We start from the raw sequence: 17,184 nt of genomic DNA, 5'->3' as shown, positions 1-17,184 counted from the left end.
TCATGACCGCACAAGCTTCGATTCCCCCGTTCCACGTGATCCCCGGCGCAACCGTCAAGGACATCCTTGCCGGCATGCGCCAGGAGGCCATCGAGGTGGTCGCGCAGACCTACCTCACCCATGAGCGCGGCGAAACCGTCAACCCGGACAGCTACTTCCTGCGTTTCCCCGAAGAGCCGGCCAACCGCATCATTGCCCTGCCGGCGGCGATCGTCGACAAACAGGGCGAACAGTCGGTATCGGGCATCAAGTGGATCGCCAGCTACCCGGACAACATCCACGCCGGCATCCCACGGGCCTCGGCGGTACTGATCCTCAACGACCCACAAACCGGCTACCCCTACGCGCTGCTCGAAGGCGCGCTGATCAGCGCCGTGCGCACCGCCGCCTCGGCCGTGCTGGGCGCCTGGCTGCTCAATGACAAACAAAAGCGTGCCGGTAGCCTGTCGATCATTGGCGGCGGCGTGATCGCCCGCAACATCCTCGACACCTTCATCGGCGACGACTGGTCGTTCGGCCAGGTCGGCGTGCATGACCTCAACCGCGAGTCGGCCGAGGCACTGGCCGGTTTCGGTGAGCAACTGGGCCTGCCGCAGGTGCAACTGTGGTCGCTGGAAGAAGCGCTCAAGGCCGATATCGTGGTGTTCGCCACCAGCGCCGGCACCCCCTACGTCAGCGGCGACGACACCTTCCGCCCAGGTCAGATCGTGCTGAACATCTCGCTGCGCGACATCGATGCCGGCATCGTCGCCGCCAGCTACAACTACTTCGACGACGTCAGCCACTGCCTCAAGGCCAACACCTCGCCGCACCTGGCCGAGCAGCGCTTCGGCCACCGTGATTTCGTCACCGGCACCGTGGCGCAGATCCTGCGCGGCGAACTGCAGGTTAACCGTGACAAACCCCTGATCTATTCGCCGTTCGGCATGGGCATCCTCGACCTGGCCCTGGGCCGGCGTATCCATGACGTGGCCCTCGAGCAAGGCTCGGCTGTCGCCGTGCCGTCGTTCTTCGGGGAGGAGCGCAGATGGTGAGCAAGCCCCTGCACATCGGCCTGGTGGGCTGCGGCTCGCGCGGGCTGTCGATCTTCGAGCGCCTGCTGAGCATCGCCGAAACCCGCCCGCAACAGCCGCTGCTGATCGACATCTTCGACCCCAACGTGTTCGGCACAGGTGCCCACTGGCCCAACCAACCGGACTACCTGCTGCTCAACACCGTGGCCGGGCAACTCGGGGTGTACCCCGACGCGGCGGCCTTCGGCACCCTGCACGATGCCCGCGAACGCTCGGGCCCGGATTTTCTGGAGTGGTGCCGGGCCGAGGGGGTCAAGGTCGACCCGAAGACCGGCCTGGTGGCCGACGACGGGCGCGCGGTGGAGCCGGAGGACTTCCTCCCGCGCCGGCTGCTCGGCGCCTACCTGGCCGACGCCTTCTCGCGCATCCTGAGAAGCGCGCCAGCCTGGGTGGCGGTACGCCTGCACCCGCACCCGGTGGTAGGCCTGCGCACCGATGCGCAACAGGCCTACCAGCTCAAGCTGCCGTCGGGCGACTTTGTGACCGTGGACCGCTTGATCCTGACCGTCGGCCATACCGGGCGGGTGCGGACAGACGAGGAAGGCCGGGTGGGTGATATCTACCCGCTGCCGGGCAGCCTCGACAGCATCGCCGCCGGCGAAGCCGTGCTGCTCGAAGGGCTGGGCCTGGGGGCGATGGATACCCTGGCGGCGCTGACCGCTGGCCGAGGTGGCGCCTACCACCGCATGGCCGACGCCAGCCATGTGTACTTCCCATCCGGCAAGGAGCCGGTGATCTATATCCAGTCGCGTGACGGCCTGCCGTTCCGCGCGCGCCCCAATGGCCTGACCCGGGCGCCACGACACAAGCCGATCTTCCTCACCAGCACCCATATCGATGCGCTGCGCCAGCAGGCGCCGAACGGCCAGCTGGACTTCGAGCGTGACGTGCTGCCGCGCATGCTCCTGGAAATGCGCGCGGCCGGCATGGCGGTGCTGCACGCCAAGACCGACCCGGCGCGCCACCGTGAAGTGCTGGAGCAACTGCGCACCGTCAGCCTGCAAACGCCCACCGATACCCGCGAGAGCGAAAGCCTGCTGCGTCACTACGAGGCGCTGTCCGGCGCCATCGACCCGCAGGCGCTGATCCTGCACAGCCTGCCGGCGCAGGTGAACGCGCACAACTACCATGCGTGGATCTACGACGCCATCGAGGCCGACCTGCACGAGGCCCGCATCGGCCGCGCCGAATCGCCGGCCAAGGCAGCCATCGAGGTGTGGCGCGACCTGCGTGACCGGCTGCGCGAGGCAGTCGACTTCGACGGCCTCACCGAGGCTTCGCACCGGCAGTTCTACGGCCGCTGGCACAAGGCGATCAACCGCCTGGTGGCCGGGCCGCAGAAGGAACGCCACGCCGACCTGCTGGCCCTCAGCGACGCCGGGCTGCTGACCTTCCTGCCGCCGGGCGCCGTGCCAGCCGCCAAGCCTTACCGGCGCGTGGCCGGTTACGTGCAGGGCAGCGGCGTGCACGACAGCGACTGCGCCCCGGTGCGCGACCTGGCGCGGCTTGGCCTGATCCGCCCGCGCACCGATGTGCCGGGCCTGGATGGCATCGATGTCGACGCGGCCTGCCACCCTCACGCCAGCAGCGGCGAACCGGTGCGCAACCTCTGGGTGCTCGGGCCGCTGGCCGAGGGCTCGTGCTACTACAACCACTACGTCACCTCGGCCGGCGCGCCGTCGCGGCTGTTCATCGACGCCCACAAGGCCGCCTCGGCCATCCTCGACACAAGGACCGCCCCATGAAGCTCTACTACCAGACCCACTCGCCCTACGCCCGCAAGGTGCTGGTGATGGCCCATGAGCTCGGGCTCGCCGAACGCCTGGAGGTGATCCACCACGAGACCAGCCCGACTACCCGCAACGAGACCATCTACCAGGCCAACCCGCTGGGCAAGGTGCCGGTGCTGATGCTGCCCGAGGGCGAGGCGCTGTTCGACTCGATCGTGATCTGCGACTACCTCGACACCTTGCACCAGGGGCCGAAGCTGATCCCGCTGCAAGGCCCCGAGCGCTACCAGGCCCTGCGCCTGCAGGCGCTGGCCCAGGGCCTGTGCGATGTCGGCATCAAGCTGCGCTGGGAAGTCGAGCGCCGCCCGGCGCACCTGCGCTACCCGGCCTATGGCGAGGGCCAGAAGCACAAGCTCGAAGAGTCGTACCGCTACCTCGAACAACAAGTCGAACTCGACGGCCCGCTGAACGTTGGCCACGTGGCCCTGGGCACCGCCCTGGACTGGATCGTGTTCCGCGAGCTTGGCGACTTCGCCCAGCACCCGCGCCTGAACGCCTGGTACCAGCGTTTCTGCGACCGTCCCTCGATGCGCGCCACCGAGTACAGCGGTCAGACCCACGATTAAGGAACACAGCACATGGCTGCTCTCTTGTTGCAAATGTCGCCCATCGGCCTGGTGATCGCCCTGATCCTGCTGGTGCGTCGCCCGCCGGTGCAGGCAGCGCTGGCCGGCGTCGCGGTTGTCTTCCTGCTGTGGGGCATGGGCGCCGCGGCGCCACTGTCGGCCGCCGCCAGCTCGGCGATCATCAAGGACACGATGATCCTGTTCCTCAGCACCGCCTGCGTGATCGTGCCGGGGCTGGCCTTCGTCATTCTGGTGGAGCGCGGCGGCGCGCCGCAGGCCATCGGTGCCTGGGTGCGCGAGCTGGGCTGGAAGCCACCGGCGCAGGTGATCTTCATCGTGCTGGGGTTGGCGCCGCTGCTGGAAGCGATGACCGGCTTCGGCGTCTCGCTGATCGCCACCGTGCCGCTGCTGATGGGGCTGTTTTCGCGCCAGGCCGGGATGAAGATCGCCCTGGCCGGCATGGTCATCATGCCGTGGGGCACCCTGGGCCTGGCCACGGTGATCGGCGGCTTGCTCACCCATCTGCCGGCCAACGAGCTGGGCAGCCATTCGGCGTTGATCAGCGCGCCGGTGTTCCTGGTGCTGGCAGGCATCGCCCTGTGGCAGGCCGGCATTCGCAGCGCCCTGCCGTGGCTGGGCTTGTGTGCGGTATCGGTGCTGTTCAGCGCGGTGCTGTACGGCATCAACCGCTTCGTCGGGCCTGAGGTATCGGGCGTGCTGGCGGGGCTGACCGTGGCCGCCGTGGGCCTGGTGATTTCGTACCTGCAGCGCAAGCGCCTGGTGCGCTGGCCGGCGGCAGCCTGGCCGTACCTGGCGCTGCTGGGGGTGATCGTCGCCTCGCGCGCGCTGTTCGTACTGTCGGGCTGGGATGGCCTGTGGGTGATCAAGGGCGAGCATGTTTCGTGGAAGCCGCTGGCTTCGCCGGGGCTGGCGCTGCTGATCGTCACCGTGCTGATGACCCTGCGCCAGCGCGCCGACGGCAGCTTCCCGTGGGCTTCGCTGCTCAAGCGCGCCAAGTTCCCGGTGGCGACCATCTTCCTGTTCCTGCTGCTGTCGCAGGTGATGGTCAACGCGGGCTTTCTGGTCGAGGCGCAGCGCGCCCTGCAATCGCTGTCGGGGATTTCCCTGGCGCCGACCGTGGCGCTGCTGGCGGGTATCGCGGGCTACGTCACCGGCTCCAACGTGGGCGGCAACACTCTGGTGATGCCGTCGATCGCCGCCCTGGGCAGCGACTACGGGCCGTGGCTGGCGGCGATGGTCAACAGCGCCGCCGGGCATGGTGCGCTGGGCTCGCTGTCGATCCTGTCGCTGATCACCGGGCTGGCTGCCGCCAACCGCGATGAAGAGCATGGGCTGATCCGCTTCGCCTTCGGCCTGGTGGCGCTGAACATCGCCATCGTTGCTGCAACCGGGGTGGTTTTACTTTATGTTCTGGGAGGTCATTCCTGAGCTGACAAGAGACCCCATGGATCGGTTCGAAACACCTGATAAACGCTGGCGGAGAGTCAAGGACTGGATCATCCGCCAGATCGACAGCGGTGAATGGCCGGCGCGAACCAAGCTGCCGTCGATCCGCACCCTGGCCCGCCTGTTCGACACCAGCATCACCACCGTGCAGCGGGCCCTGGCCGACCTCGAAGCCAACGCCTATGTGCTGACCGAGCCGCGGGTCGGCTACTTCGTGTCGGCGGCGGGGCGCGCCAACCCGGCCAGCCGTTTCGACTTCTCCAGCGTCACGGTCAACGTCAACCACGCGGTGGTCGCCATGCTCTCCCAGGCCGCCAGCCGCACCACCCTGTCGCTGAGTTCGGCCGTGCTGCACGGCGACCTCACCCCCCACGTGCTGCTCAACAAGTGCATGACCACACTGGCCAGCAAGGCCGACCTGGCAATCGCCGGGCTGGTGACGCCACCTGGGCATGCGGCGCTGCGCCGGCGCATTGCCGGGCTGATGCTGACCCGGGGCGTGGTCTGCGGCCCGGACGAAGTGCTGGTGACCTCCGGCGATACCGTCGCCCTGGAACTGGCCCTGGAGGCCGTGGCCCAGCGCGGCGCCACGGTGGCCATCGAAACCCCCACCTACTACGGCATCCTGCAGACCATCGAGCGCCTGGGGATGCGTGCGCTGCCCATGCGCACCCACGGGGAAACCGGGATCGACATGGAGCACCTCGAAGAGGCGCTGAAGCTTGAAAAAGTCGATGTGATCTTCCTCAACCCGACCCTGCAGAACCCGCGCGGCTTCATCATGCCCGAGGCGGCCCGCGCCAGGCTGTCGCAACTGGCCCGCGAGGCCGATGTACCGATCATCGAGGACGACATCTTCTTCGACCTGGTGCCGGAAACCGAGCGGCCACGCGCGCTCAAGAGCTATGACAGCACCGGGCAGACCATCTACTGCTCGTCGTTCTCCAAGACCGTCGCCCCGGGCTTCCGGGTGGGCTGGTGCGTGGCCGGCAAGTACCGCGATGCCATCCTCGCGCAGATGTTCTCGCGCAACCTGGCGGTGTCGAGCCTGGCGCAAAGCGCGCTGAACGAGTTCATCGGGCGCGGCTACATGGACGAGCACTGCGCCCGGCTGCGGGGGCAGCTGGCCACGGTGAACGAGGCGATGCACGGGCTGGTGCGTTCGGCCTTCCCGGCGGGCACGGTCTACGTGCCGCCGCGCGGCGGGTTCATTCACTGGCTTGAATTGCCGGCGGGTAGCGACATGGCCCTGCTTCAGCAATTGGCCCATGAGCGGGGCTACCACATCGCCGGCAGCGGGATTTTCTTCGCCGATGGTCAGCCCACCACGGGGCTGCGCTTGTGCCTGGGCAGGCCGCTGTCGCCAGAGCTGGCCCAGGGGCTCAAGGTGCTGGGCGAGTGTGCCCGGCAGGCGCTGGAACCGCTTGCCATTGAGCTGCCAACCCTGGAAATGCCTTAGACGCTCTGTGTAGGAGCGGCCTTGTGTCGCTCCTTCACAGGGATCGTACAACCCAGCACACTTGAATCCCATGGAACGTTGACAAGCCGATTCTCACTTGATAATAATCGTCACAGTTGTACGACAACACACAACAAAAACAACAATCAGTGAAGAGTCCCATGCCAACATTCCGTTCGCGCCCCCCGCGCCCGTTGCTGCACACCCGTCTCCCGATAACGCTCCCCGGCGAACCCTTGCCGCAGGCCCTGACTACCTAGCGCCTTCTGGCTCGACCCCTCACGCCCTGACGGGCTGAACTGACCCGCCCCTGCCGTTGGCCGCTTGCGCGTGCCCGGCAATCGGCTGCCTCACATTCGGGAGCACAACAACCATGAACATCCGCCAACCCCTGCCTTTCGCCCTGCTCGGCGCCGCCCTGCTCGGCAACCTGCCTGGCGCCAGCCTGGCCGCCGGCTTCGTCGAGGATGCCAAGGCCACCCTGGGCCTGCGCAACTTCTACATCAACCGCAACTTCGTCGACCCGCGCAACCCGCAGAGCAAGGCCGAAGAGTGGACCCAGAGTTTCATCCTCGATGCCCGCTCCGGCTTCACCGAGGGCCCGGTCGGCTTCGGCGCCGATGTGCTGGGACTGTGGTCGGTGAAGCTCGACGGCGGTGGCGGCACCTATGGCACCGGCCTGCTGCCACGCCACGACGACGGGCGCCCGGCCGATGACTTCGGCCGCCTGGCGGTGGCGGGCAAGGCGCGCATCTCCAAGACCGAACTGAAGATCGGTGAGTGGATGCCGGTGCTGCCGATCCTGCGGGCGGACGATGGTCGCTCGCTGCCGCAGACCTTTCGCGGCGGCCAGCTCACCTCCAGCGAAATCGCCGGCCTGACCCTTTACGGCGGCCAGTTCCGCGGCAACAGCCCGCGCAACGATGCGAGCATGGAAGACATGAGCTACGGCCGTGGCGTCTCGGACCGCTTCAACTTCGCCGGCGGCGAGTACAAGTTCAACCAGGACCGCACCCTGATCGGCCTGTGGAACGCGCAACTCAAGGACGTCTACGAACAGCAGTATCTGCAGCTGAGCCACAGCCAGCCACTGGGCAACTGGACCCTGGGCGCCAACCTCGGTTACTTCCAGGGCGGCGAAGACGGTGCCGAGCGCGCCGGCAAACTGGACAACAAGACCTACTCGGGGATGTTCTCGGCACGGGTGGGTGGCAACACCTTCTACGTCGGCCTGCAGAAGGTCAGCGGCGACACCTGGATGCGGGTCAACGGCACCAGTGGCGGCACCCTGGCCAACGACAGCTACAACGCCAGTTTCGACAACGCCAACGAGCGCTCCTGGCAGGTGCGCCATGACTTCAACTTCGTCACCGTCGGTGTGCCCGGGCTGACCCTGATGAACCGCTACATCAGCGGCGACGACGTGCACAGCGGCGCCATCCGCGACGGCAAGGAATGGGTGCGTGAGTCGGAGCTGGCCTACGTAATCCAGAGCGGGGCGTTCAAGGACCTGAGCATCAAGTGGCGCAACTCGAACATTCGCCGCAGCTTCAGCAACAATGAATTCGACGAGAACCGCCTGATCTTCAACTATCCGCTGTCGCTGCTGTGAGTGATTGACAAGCAGCGGAAACGCTGCCGATAATCGCCAAAAGTCATACGACAACATACAACAATTGACGACTGCGAGCCTGCCATGACCACTACCCGCTTCAACCGCCTGCTCCTCACCGGCGCCGCAGGAGGCCTGGGCCAGGTGCTCCGCGAGCGCCTCCAGGGCTGTGCCGAGGTGCTGCGCCTGTCCGATATCAGCCCGATGGCGCCCGCCAGCGGCCCCCACGAAGAGGTGGTGAACTGCGACCTGGCCGACAAGGCTTCAGTGCAGGCACTGGTCGAAGGGGTGGACGCCATCGTCCACTTCGGCGGCGTGTCGGTGGAGCGCTCGTTCGAAGAGATCCTCGGCCCCAACATTTGCGGCGTGTTCCATATCTACGAGGCGGCGCGCAAGCACGGGGTCAAGCGCATCATCTTCGCCAGCTCCAACCACACCATCGGCTTCTACAAACAGGACGAGCGCATCGACGCCCATGCCCTGCGCCGGCCCGACAGCTACTACGGGCTGTCCAAGTGCTACGGCGAGGACGTCGCGAGTTTCTACTTCGATCGCTATGGCATCGAGACCGTCAGCATCCGCATCGGCTCGTCGTTCCCCGAGCCGCAGAACCGGCGGATGCTCAGCTCGTGGCTGAGCTATGACGACCTCACCCAACTGATCGAGCGCGGCCTGTTCACCCCGAACGTTGGCCACACCGTGGTCTACGGTGCCTCGGCCAACCCGACGCAGTGGTGGGACAACCGCTACGCCGCGCACCTGGGCTACGCGCCGAAGGACTCCTCCGAGGTGTACCAGGCCAAGGTGCAGGCGCAGCCGATGCCGGCCGCCGATGACCCGGCGATGGTCTACCAGGGTGGCGCCTTCGTCGCTGCCGGGCCCTTCGATTGAGCCACCCAGGGCCAGGAGGCCGTCCATGCACGCAGAACTGATTCTCGACGCCCGCAACGGCACCGGTGAAAGCCCGGTATGGCACCCCGGCGAACAGGCCTTGTACTGGGTCGATATTCCCGCCGGTCAGCTGCACCGCTGGCGGCTGGCGGATGGCGCGCACCAGCGCTGGCAGGCCGATCAAATGCTCGCCTGTATCGCCCCCGGCGCCAGCCCCGAGGGCGGCTGGATCGCCGGCATGCAGAGTGGCCTGTTCCATCTGCAACCCACCGCCCAGGGCACCCTGGTCAGCCGCCCCCTGGCCAGCGTGGCCCATGCCCGTGAAGGCATGCGTTTCAACGACGGGCGCTGCGACCGCCAGGGCCGTTTCTGGGCCGGCACCATGCTGATGGACATGCAGCAAGGCGCCACGGTCGGCGCGCTGTACCGCCACGACGGTGACGGCCAGCCGCTGCACCTGCAGCAAGACGGCATGATCGTGCCCAACGGCCTGGCCTTCAGCCCCGATGGCAAGCGCATGTACCTGTCCGACTCGCACCCCCAGGTGCAGGCCATCTGGGCCTTCGACTACGACACCGACAGCGGCACCCCCAGCAACCGCCGGCTGTTCGTCGACATGCGCGACTACCCCGGCCGCCCCGACGGCGCCGCCATCGACCAGGACGGCTGCTACTGGATCTGCGGCAACGACGCAGGCCTGGTGCACCGCTTCACCCCCGACGGCAAGCTCGACCGCTCGCTGCCGGTACCGGTGAAGAAGCCGGCCATGTGCGCCTTCGGCGGCCCTGGCCTGGACACGCTGTTCGTCACCTCGATTCGCCCCGCAGGCGTGGACCTTGCCGACCAGCCGCTGGCCGGTGGCGTGTTCGCCCTGAACCCGGGCGCCAAAGGCCTGGAGGAGCCTGCCTGGGGCAACTGAGCCTGCTCTACCGCACTGCCCACACGAACGAAACCAGACAATAACAACACCGGAGTTTCCTCATGACCTTGAAGCACAAGTGGCTACTGGCCGCCCTCCCCTTTGCCCTGTCCATGTCGGTCTCGGCCGCCACCCTGAACATCAAGTTCGCCGAGATCCACCCCAGCGGCTACCCGACCGTGGTCGCCGAGGAACACATGGGCAAGAAACTCGAAGCGGCCAGCAACGGCGCGATCACCTTCAAGATGTTCGCCGGCGGTGTGCTGGGTTCGGAAAAGGAAGTGATCGAGCAGGCGCAGATCGGCGCCGTGCAGATGACCCGCGTGAGCCTGGGCATCGTCGGCCCGGTGGTGCCGGATGTGAACGTGTTCAACATGCCGTTCGTGTTCCGCGACCACGAGCACATGCGCAAGGTCATCGATGGTGAGATCGGCCAGGAAATCCTCGACAAGATCACCAACTCCGACTTCAACCTGGTGGCCCTGGCCTGGATGGACGGCGGCACCCGCAGCCTCTACACGAAAAAACCGGTGCGCAGCATCGAAGACCTCAAGGGCATGAAGATCCGCGTACAGGGCAACCCGCTGTTCCTCGACATGATGAACGCCATGGGCGGCAACGGCATCGCCATGGACACCGGGGAAATCTTCAGCGCCCTGCAGACCGGAGTGATCGACGGCGCCGAGAACAACCCGCCGACCTTGCTGGAGCACAACCACTACCAGAGCGCCAAGTACTTCACCCTGACCGGCCACCTGATCCTGCCGGAGCCGGTGGTGATGTCCAAGACCACCTGGGAAAAACTCACCCCCGAGCAGCAGACCCTGGTCAAGACCGTCGCCCGCGAGGCGCAAATGGAAGAGCGGGCGCTGTGGGACGCCAAGTCGGCGGCCAGTGAAGCCAAGCTCAAGGCAGCGGGCGTGGAGTTCATCAGCGTCGACAAGAAGCCGTTCTTCGACGCCACCGCCCCGGTGCGGGAAAAGTACGGTGCGCAGTACGCCGACCTGATGAAGCGCATCGCCGAGGTCCAGTAACCCCGGTTCCGTTCCCAGATGACTTCTGCAGGGCGGCACGCGCCGTCCTGCAGCTTCGGTGATGCCTTATGAAAAATTCATTCCTGCGTCTGAACGACGCCCTGTACCGCAGCTGTATCTGGATTGCCGGCCTGTCGATCCTGACCATGACGCTGATCATTCCCTGGGGCATCTTCGCCCGTTACGTGCTGGGCACCGGCTCCAGCTGGCCGGAGCCGGTGGCAATCCTGCTGATGGTGGTGTTCGCCTTCATCGGCGCCGCCGCCAGCTACCGCGCTGGTGCGCACATGGCGGTGGCGATGGTCACCGACCGCCTGCCGCCGGCCCAGCGCAAGGCCGCGGCGCTGCTGGTGCAGCTGCTGATGCTGCTGGTGTGCGTATTCATGACCTGGTACGGCTACAAGCTGTGTGTGACCACCTGGAAGCAGTTCCTTGCCACCCTGCCATCGGTGCGGGTGGGGCTGACCTATGCGCCGATCCCGATCGGCGGTGCTGTCACCCTGATGTTCGTGCTGGAAAAACTCATCCTGGGCGACCAGAGCCATCGCCAGGTGATGCGCTTTGACGTCGTCGAAGAACACGAAGGAGCGGCATGATGGATGCGTTGATTCTGATAGGCAGCTTCCTCGCGTTGATCCTGCTGGGCATGCCGGTGGCCTATGCCCTGGGCCTGTCGGCGCTGATCGGCGCGTGGTGGATCGACATCCCGCTGCAGGCCATGATGATCCAGGTGGCCAGTGGGGTTAACAAGTTCTCGCTGCTGGCCATTCCGTTCTTCGTGCTGGCCGGCGCGATCATGGCCGAAGGCGGCATGTCGCGGCGGCTGGTGGCGTTCGCCGGGGTGCTGGTGGGCTTCGTGCGCGGCGGCCTGTCGCTGGTCAATATCACCGCCTCGACCTTCTTTGGCGCGATCTCCGGTTCGTCGGTGGCCGACACCGCCTCGGTCGGCTCGGTGCTGATCCCGGAGATGGAACGCAAGGGCTACCCGCGCGAGTTCTCCACCGCCGTCACCGTCAGCGGTTCGGTGCAGGCACTGCTCACCCCGCCCAGCCACAACTCGGTGCTGTACTCGCTGGCGGCCGGGGGCACGGTGTCGATCGCCTCGCTGTTCATGGCCGGTGTGATGCCCGGGCTGCTGATGAGCGCCGTGCTGATGGGCCTGTGCCTGATCTTCGCGAAAAAGCGCAACTACCCCAAGGGCGAAGTGATCCCGCTGCGCCAGGCCATGAAGATCGCCGGTGAAGCGCTGTGGGGCCTGATGGCGATGGTGATCATCCTCGGCGGCATTCTGTCCGGGGTATTTACCGCCACCGAATCGGCGGCGATCGCCGTGGTCTGGTCGTTCTTCGTGACCATGTTCATCTACCGCGACTACAAGTGGCGCGACCTGCCCAAGCTGATGCACCGCACGGTGCGGACCATCTCCATCGTGATGATCCTGATCGGCTTTGCGGCAAGCTTCGGCTACGTCATGACGCTGATGCAGATCCCGTCGAAGATCACCACGCTGTTCCTGACCCTGTCGGACAACCGCTACGTGATCCTGATGTGCATCAACTTCATGTTGCTGCTGCTGGGCGCGGTGATGGACATGGCGCCGCTGATCCTGATCCTTACGCCGATCCTGCTGCCGGTGATCGCCGGCATCGGTGTGGACCCGGTGCACTTCGGCATGATCATGCTGGTCAACCTGGGGATCGGCCTGATCACCCCACCGGTGGGTGCGGTGCTGTTCGTCGGTTCGGCGATCGGCAAGGTCAGTATCGAATCCACGGTCAAGGCGCTGCTGCCGTTCTACCTGGCACTGTTCCTGGTACTGATGGCGGTGACCTACATTCCGGCCATCTCGCTGTGGCTGCCAAGCGTGGTGCTGTAATGCCACAAGGCGGGCCTCGATGGCCCGCCCTTCCCTGCAAACGGACCCTGCATCATGGCTGTCGCCCTCGCTTCGCCTCACCTCTTCCCGCGCAAACTGGCGGTAGCGCTGCTGGCGCTGCTGGCCTGTTGTTTCGCCGGCAACCACATTGCCGCGCGCATCGCCTTCGACGACGACACTGGCGTACTACTGGCCATCCTCTGCCGCTCGGGCCTGACCCTGCTGGCCCTGGGTGGCCTGGTGCTGTGGCAGCGCCAGCCGTTGGGGCTACCTGCAGGCTCCTGGCGCTGGCAACTGCTGCTGGGCCTGCTGATCGCCACCCAGAGCCTGTGCCTGTACTCGGCCGTGGCGCGTATTCCGGTGGCCCTGGCACTGCTGGTGGGCAACACCTTCCCGATCCTGCTGGCGCTGCTGAGCTGGGCCCTCGGCGGGGCGCGGCCGACCCGACGCACCGCGGCCTTGATGGGTTTGATCCTGTTCGGCCTGGTGCTGGCGCTGGATGTGCCCTCTCGCTTGAATGGCAGCGCCGAAACCAACCCGGACTGGGCCCTGGGGGTAAGCCTGGCGTTCTGCGCGGCCTGTGTATTCGCCTGCGCCCTGTGGATCACCGACCACAAGCTGGCCGGCGTTCGCGGCCCGGTGCGCAGCATGCTGACCCTGCTGATCGTGTTCGCCAGCATGCTGCTGGCAGGCTCCGGCGGCCTGGTACCGGCCGGGCTGGCGCTGCCGGGCAGCAGCGGCGGCTGGCTGGCCCTGGCGAGCCTGGTGGTGCTGTACGGCACGGCCTTCACCCTGCTGTTCGTGTGCATGCCTCGGCTGAACATGGCGCAGAACGCCCCGGTGATGAACATCGAGCCGATCGCCACCCTGCTGCTGGGCTGGGCCCTGCTCGGCCAGCAACTCAATACCCTGCAGCTGCTCGGCGCCGCCGTGGTGGTATGCGGGATCGTCCTGTTGACCTACCGCAAGGCGGGTTGAAACCGCCTGCACCTTCGGAGCGCCGCAATGCCTGTGCCTGAACTGCACCTGCAAGACCGTCTGACCCGCCTGAGCCTGGCGCCCACCCTGGGCGCCAGCCTGATCAACTGGCAGGCCAAGGCCAGCGGCCAGGCGCTGCTGCGCCACAGCGACAGCGCCGCGCTGGCCAGCGGCTCACCACGACGCCTGGGCTGCTACCTGCTGGCGCCCTGGTCGAACCGCATCGCTGAGGGCGGCTTTCAGTGCCCTGATGGCTGGCTGGCATTGGCGCCCAATACCGACCATGACCCCTACCCTATCCATGGCAGTGCCTGGCAGCAGCCCTGGCAAGTCGACAGCGTGGATGACGGCCATGCCCGCCTGAGCCTGGACAGCCAGGTGCCCTTTGCTTACCGCGCGACCCTGGACGTACGCCTGGATGAAGGTTGCCTGAGCCTTGAGCTGGAAGTGACCCACCTCGACCCACGGCCGACCTGGCATGGGCTGGGGTTTCACCCGTACTTTCCGCGCTTTGCCGACACCCGCTTGCTGGCGCCCGCACAGCAGGTGTGGGTGGGAGATGAGGGGCAGTTGCCCTCGCGCCAGGCCACGATCCCGCCGCAGTGGTGTTTCGACACGCCGCAGGTATTGCCCAGCGATGGGGTCGATCATGCCTTCAGCGGTTGGCAAGGCACCTGCTGCATTGTCCAGCCGACCGCGGGTTATCGCCTCGATTGCCATGCCAGGGGTGCCGATCACTACCTGCTGTACTGCCCCAAGGACCAGGGGTTCTTCTGCATCGAGCCGGTCAGCCACCCGATCAACGCCCATCACCTGCCCGATCGGCCCGGCTTGCGGCTGCTGCGCCAACATGAACAACTGCACCTGGGTTTCAGCTTGCAGTACCGGGCACTTGGTACCGACTGAAAACGCCAAAGGGGCTGCAAGCAGCCCCTTCGATACATCGCAACGGGGTTAACGGCCCGTGCCGAGCACCACCTGCGCCGCTGTCGGTGCCGCCTCACGGTGTTCGCTGCGCAGTTCGCGCGCCAGGTTCCACACCACCACCGCAGCAATGATGTCGAACGCCGCCAGCACCACGAACAGCGGGCTGTAGCCGATCTGCGTGACCAGGATGCCGAACACCAGGGTGAACACCGCAGCCCCCAGGTAGCCGAACATGCCGCCCATGCCGGTGGCGGTCGCCACCTGGTCTTTGCTGAACGAGTCGGAGGTGATCGAGTACAGCGCGCCGGACAATGTCTGGTGCGCAAAGCCGCCGATGCACAGCAGCAGAATTGCCGTGTACGGGCTTTCCACCAGGCCGATGCAGGCCGGGCCGATCATGCAGCTGGCGCCGAACACCAGGACCATCTTGCGCGAAGTGAAAAGCGACACCTTGCAGTAACGGTGGAACAGCGGGCTCAGGTAACCGCCCAGCACGCAGCCGATATCCGCGGCCAGGAACGGCAGCCAGGCGAACATCGCCACTTCCTTGATGTTCATGTGCCGCTCGGTCATCAGGTACAGCGGGATCCAGGCGTTGAAGGTCTGCCAGGCCGGCTCGGAGAGAATCCGCGCCGAGGCGATGGCGTAGAAGTTGCGCTCCTTGAAGATGCGCTTCCAGGCGCCCTTGACCCGCGCTTGCTGTTTGAAGTGGGCTTCCTGGCCGGACAGGATGTAGTCGCGCTCCGCGGCACTCAGGCGCTTCTGGTCCTTGGGGTGCTTGTACAGCAGCATCCACAGCAGGGTCCAGACGATCCCCGAGACGCCGACGATGACGAACGCCAGTTGCCAGCCGCTGTGCAGGATGGCCCAGACCACCAGCGGCGGTGCCAGCAAGGCGCCGAGCGAAGAACCGATGTTGAACCAGCCGATGGCGACCGAACGCTCCTTGGCCGGGAACCATTCGGTGGTGGCCTTGACGCCGGCAGGCAGACCGGCCGCTTCGGTCATGCCCAACAGCCCGCGCATAAACGCCAGACTTTGCCAGCCGCTGGCCAGCGCCGCCCCGGCACAGGCCAGCGACCAGGCCAGGGCGAACACCGCAAAGCCCAGCTTGGTACCAATGAAGTCGATGACCCAGCCGGCGATGGGTTGCATCAGGGCGTAGCAGATCTGCCAGGTGGCGACGATCTTGGCGTATTGCTCGGTGCTGATGGAGAGGTCGGACATCAAGGTGGGGGCAGCCACCGAGAGGGTGTTGCGGGCGAGGTAGTTGACGACCAGTCCAGCTGTAACAAGGCTGACCATCCACCAACGGATGCCTTTTATGCTCATGGATCACCTGAATTATTTTTAGAGTTGCTGGTGATTGCCTGTGGTCGCCCGGGCGACTTGAGACAAATTGTTTCAGGTGCAAGATTGCCATGTCATAGGTCGTCGTACAACAATTTTAAGTTATCATGTGCGCGTATTTGCCTGTGATCGAGCTATATCAGGACTTACCTATGCTTAGCGGGGAAAATTTGGGTGGCCTAGCACCATGGTTGTACGACATCATGGGTTCAACTCAGGTGCTGCTGAGCACGCAGGTGTTCGGCCAGCATGTCGATGAAGGTGCGTACCTTGGTCGAGCCGTACTTGCTCTCGCGGTGCAGCACATGGATCGGCCAGGGCGCTTCTTCGTACTCGGCAAGGATCACCTGCAGCCGCCCGGCCGCCAGCTCGTCGGCCACCTGGTAGGACAGCAGCCGGGCGATACCCAGCCCGGCACTGGCGGCGGCGATGGCCGCGTCGTTGCTGGTCACGGTCAGGCGTGGCTTCATGCGGATCAGGGTCGGGTCGTCGATGGCGCCGAAGCGCCAGTCGGTGCGTGGCGAGAGAACGCCGGCAGCGATGATCGCGTGGCCTTGCAGCTCGCTCGGGTGGCGTGGGGTGCCGTGTTGTTCGAGATACGCCGGCGAGGCGCACAGCAGCCTGCGCATGCTGCCCACGCGCAGGGCCTTGAGGCCGGAGTCGGGTAGCTGGCCGATGCGTACCGCCACATCCATGCCCTCCTCCACCAGGTTCACCACCCGGTCGAGGAAATAGGCCGATACGTCCACCTCGGGGTACTGCTGCAGGTAGCGGACGATGCAGGGCATGACGAACTTCTTGCCGAACAGGATCGGCGCGGTCACGGCCAGGTCGCCCTTGGGCGCGGCATTGATGCCGGCGGCCGCTTCGTTGGCTTCGATGATACTGGCGAGGATATGCCGGGTGTCTTCCAGGTAGCGCCCGCCGGCTTCGGTCAGGCGCACGCTGCGGGTGGTGCGCAGCAGCAGCTTGACCCCGAGTTGCTCTTCCAGGGCCGTGACGGCTCGGGTCACTGCTGCAGGCGATATCGCCAGGCGACGGGCAGCGGCGGCGAAGCTTTCCAGTTCGCCGACGGCGACGAACACCTTCATCAGGTGGATCTGGTCCATGCGGGCTCCTGGGCCTCGGGGGTGCGGGGGATTATCTGTTATAGCGGGGTTTTGTGCTGGCTTCACCGACCCTATCGCCGGCAAGCCGGCTCCCACATGGATGGCGCATGGCTTGGGTTCATTCGGTCTGGTG

The 17,184-nt window shown here is 66.0% G+C and carries 15 protein-coding genes; 13 read left to right on the top strand and 2 right to left on the bottom strand.

Annotation, left to right across the window (positions count from 1 at the left end; genetic code table 11):
• Window positions 1-2: 2 nt before the first annotated feature.
• The 13 genes from sbnB (at window position 3) to LOY51_RS06350 (ending at window position 14,571) form a co-directional block, all read left to right on the top strand.
• The gene (gene sbnB / locus LOY51_RS26960) at window positions 3-1,034 is read left to right on the top strand and encodes a 2,3-diaminopropionate biosynthesis protein SbnB (RefSeq protein WP_309474914.1); all 1,032 of its coding nucleotides are present in this window, start codon (window positions 3-5) and stop codon (window positions 1,032-1,034) included.
• On the top strand, window positions 1,028-2,818 hold the full coding sequence (locus tag LOY51_RS06405) for an FAD/NAD(P)-binding protein (RefSeq protein ID WP_258645277.1): 1,791 nt from the start codon (window positions 1,028-1,030) through the stop codon (window positions 2,816-2,818). Before sbnB ends, LOY51_RS06405 begins: the two co-directional genes overlap by 7 nt.
• A complete protein-coding gene (locus tag LOY51_RS06400; protein WP_258645274.1) occupies window positions 2,815-3,429 on the top strand; it encodes a glutathione S-transferase family protein in 615 nt (204 codons plus the stop codon). Before LOY51_RS06405 ends, LOY51_RS06400 begins: the two co-directional genes overlap by 4 nt.
• A 12-nt stretch (window positions 3,430-3,441) precedes the next feature.
• Window positions 3,442-4,878 carry an L-lactate permease gene (locus tag LOY51_RS06395; protein WP_258645272.1) on the top strand — a complete coding sequence of 479 codons (1,437 nt, stop codon included), beginning with the start codon at window positions 3,442-3,444 and terminating at the stop codon, window positions 4,876-4,878.
• Between the two features lie 16 nt (window positions 4,879-4,894).
• Window positions 4,895-6,355, top strand: coding sequence for an aminotransferase-like domain-containing protein (locus LOY51_RS06390; protein ID WP_258645269.1), 1,461 nt, complete (start codon window positions 4,895-4,897; stop codon window positions 6,353-6,355).
• 373 nt (window positions 6,356-6,728) lie between these two features.
• Window positions 6,729-7,967 (top strand): OprD family porin, encoded by a 1,239-nt coding sequence (locus LOY51_RS06385; protein WP_258645266.1) that lies wholly within the window; start codon window positions 6,729-6,731, stop codon window positions 7,965-7,967.
• An 84-nt stretch (window positions 7,968-8,051) separates the two neighbouring features.
• The gene (locus LOY51_RS06380) at window positions 8,052-8,858 is read left to right on the top strand and encodes an NAD-dependent epimerase/dehydratase family protein (RefSeq protein WP_125462945.1); all 807 of its coding nucleotides are present in this window, start codon (window positions 8,052-8,054) and stop codon (window positions 8,856-8,858) included.
• A 25-nt stretch (window positions 8,859-8,883) separates the two neighbouring features.
• Window positions 8,884-9,777, top strand: a complete 894-nt coding sequence (locus LOY51_RS06375; protein ID WP_258645263.1) for a glucurono-1,5-lactonase — start codon at window positions 8,884-8,886, stop codon at window positions 9,775-9,777.
• Between the two features lie 62 nt (window positions 9,778-9,839).
• Window positions 9,840-10,811 carry a TRAP transporter substrate-binding protein gene (locus tag LOY51_RS06370; RefSeq protein ID WP_125462943.1) on the top strand — a complete coding sequence of 324 codons (972 nt, stop codon included), beginning with the start codon at window positions 9,840-9,842 and terminating at the stop codon, window positions 10,809-10,811.
• A gap of 68 nt (window positions 10,812-10,879) precedes the next feature.
• Complete coding sequence (locus tag LOY51_RS06365; protein WP_258645260.1) at window positions 10,880-11,407, top strand: TRAP transporter small permease; 528 nt, start codon at window positions 10,880-10,882, stop codon at window positions 11,405-11,407.
• Window positions 11,407-12,687: a TRAP transporter large permease gene (locus LOY51_RS06360; protein WP_125857695.1), complete on the top strand. Its 1,281-nt coding sequence runs from the start codon at window positions 11,407-11,409 to the stop codon at window positions 12,685-12,687. The genes LOY51_RS06365 and LOY51_RS06360 overlap by 1 nt, the downstream gene beginning before the upstream one ends.
• A 54-nt stretch (window positions 12,688-12,741) precedes the next feature.
• Window positions 12,742-13,665, top strand: coding sequence for an EamA family transporter (locus tag LOY51_RS06355; protein WP_258645258.1), 924 nt, complete (start codon window positions 12,742-12,744; stop codon window positions 13,663-13,665).
• Window positions 13,666-13,692: 27 nt separating this feature from the next.
• Window positions 13,693-14,571 carry an aldose 1-epimerase gene (locus LOY51_RS06350; protein ID WP_258645256.1) on the top strand — a complete coding sequence of 293 codons (879 nt, stop codon included), beginning with the start codon at window positions 13,693-13,695 and terminating at the stop codon, window positions 14,569-14,571.
• A 48-nt stretch (window positions 14,572-14,619) separates the two neighbouring features.
• Here LOY51_RS06350 and LOY51_RS06345 read toward each other — a convergent pair whose 3' ends face one another.
• Both LOY51_RS06345 and LOY51_RS06340 read right to left on the bottom strand, forming a co-directional pair.
• Window positions 14,620-15,924, bottom strand: coding sequence for an MFS transporter (locus LOY51_RS06345; RefSeq protein ID WP_258645254.1), 1,305 nt, complete (start codon window positions 15,922-15,924; stop codon window positions 14,620-14,622).
• 227 nt (window positions 15,925-16,151) lie between these two features.
• Entirely contained in the window at window positions 16,152-17,051 is a 900-nt protein-coding gene (locus tag LOY51_RS06340; RefSeq protein ID WP_125462937.1) for a LysR family transcriptional regulator, read from the bottom strand.
• Window positions 17,052-17,184: the final 133 nt, after the last annotated feature.

Source organism: Pseudomonas sichuanensis (assembly GCF_024749065.1).
In the GTDB taxonomy this organism is placed as follows: domain Bacteria; phylum Pseudomonadota; class Gammaproteobacteria; order Pseudomonadales; family Pseudomonadaceae; genus Aquipseudomonas; species Aquipseudomonas sichuanensis.
Note: the sequence above shows the minus strand (reverse complement) of the source record. Positions and strands in the feature narration are given on the sequence as shown.

What these genes read in the sequence shown, in the direction of transcription:
- LOY51_RS06365 (WP_258645260.1), top strand. Translation starts at nt 10,880, where the DNA reads ATGAAAAATTCATTCCTGCGTCTGAACGACGCCCTGTACCGCAGCTGT.
- LOY51_RS06370 (WP_125462943.1), top strand. Translation starts at nt 9,840, where the DNA reads ATGACCTTGAAGCACAAGTGGCTACTGGCCGCCCTCCCCTTTGCCCTG.
- LOY51_RS06355 (WP_258645258.1), top strand. Translation starts at nt 12,742, where the DNA reads ATGGCTGTCGCCCTCGCTTCGCCTCACCTCTTCCCGCGCAAACTGGCG.
- LOY51_RS06405 (WP_258645277.1), top strand. Translation starts at nt 1,028, where the DNA reads ATGGTGAGCAAGCCCCTGCACATCGGCCTGGTGGGCTGCGGCTCGCGC.
- LOY51_RS06345 (WP_258645254.1), bottom strand. Translation starts at nt 15,924, where the DNA reads ATGAGCATAAAAGGCATCCGTTGGTGGATGGTCAGCCTTGTTACAGCT.
- LOY51_RS06380 (WP_125462945.1), top strand. Translation starts at nt 8,052, where the DNA reads ATGACCACTACCCGCTTCAACCGCCTGCTCCTCACCGGCGCCGCAGGA.
- LOY51_RS06400 (WP_258645274.1), top strand. Translation starts at nt 2,815, where the DNA reads ATGAAGCTCTACTACCAGACCCACTCGCCCTACGCCCGCAAGGTGCTG.
- LOY51_RS06375 (WP_258645263.1), top strand. Translation starts at nt 8,884, where the DNA reads ATGCACGCAGAACTGATTCTCGACGCCCGCAACGGCACCGGTGAAAGC.
- LOY51_RS06360 (WP_125857695.1), top strand. Translation starts at nt 11,407, where the DNA reads ATGGATGCGTTGATTCTGATAGGCAGCTTCCTCGCGTTGATCCTGCTG.
- LOY51_RS06385 (WP_258645266.1), top strand. Translation starts at nt 6,729, where the DNA reads ATGAACATCCGCCAACCCCTGCCTTTCGCCCTGCTCGGCGCCGCCCTG.
- LOY51_RS06390 (WP_258645269.1), top strand. Translation starts at nt 4,895, where the DNA reads ATGGATCGGTTCGAAACACCTGATAAACGCTGGCGGAGAGTCAAGGAC.
- LOY51_RS06340 (WP_125462937.1), bottom strand. Translation starts at nt 17,051, where the DNA reads ATGGACCAGATCCACCTGATGAAGGTGTTCGTCGCCGTCGGCGAACTG.
- LOY51_RS06395 (WP_258645272.1), top strand. Translation starts at nt 3,442, where the DNA reads ATGGCTGCTCTCTTGTTGCAAATGTCGCCCATCGGCCTGGTGATCGCC.
- LOY51_RS06350 (WP_258645256.1), top strand. Translation starts at nt 13,693, where the DNA reads ATGCCTGTGCCTGAACTGCACCTGCAAGACCGTCTGACCCGCCTGAGC.
- sbnB (WP_309474914.1), top strand. Translation starts at nt 3, where the DNA reads ATGACCGCACAAGCTTCGATTCCCCCGTTCCACGTGATCCCCGGCGCA.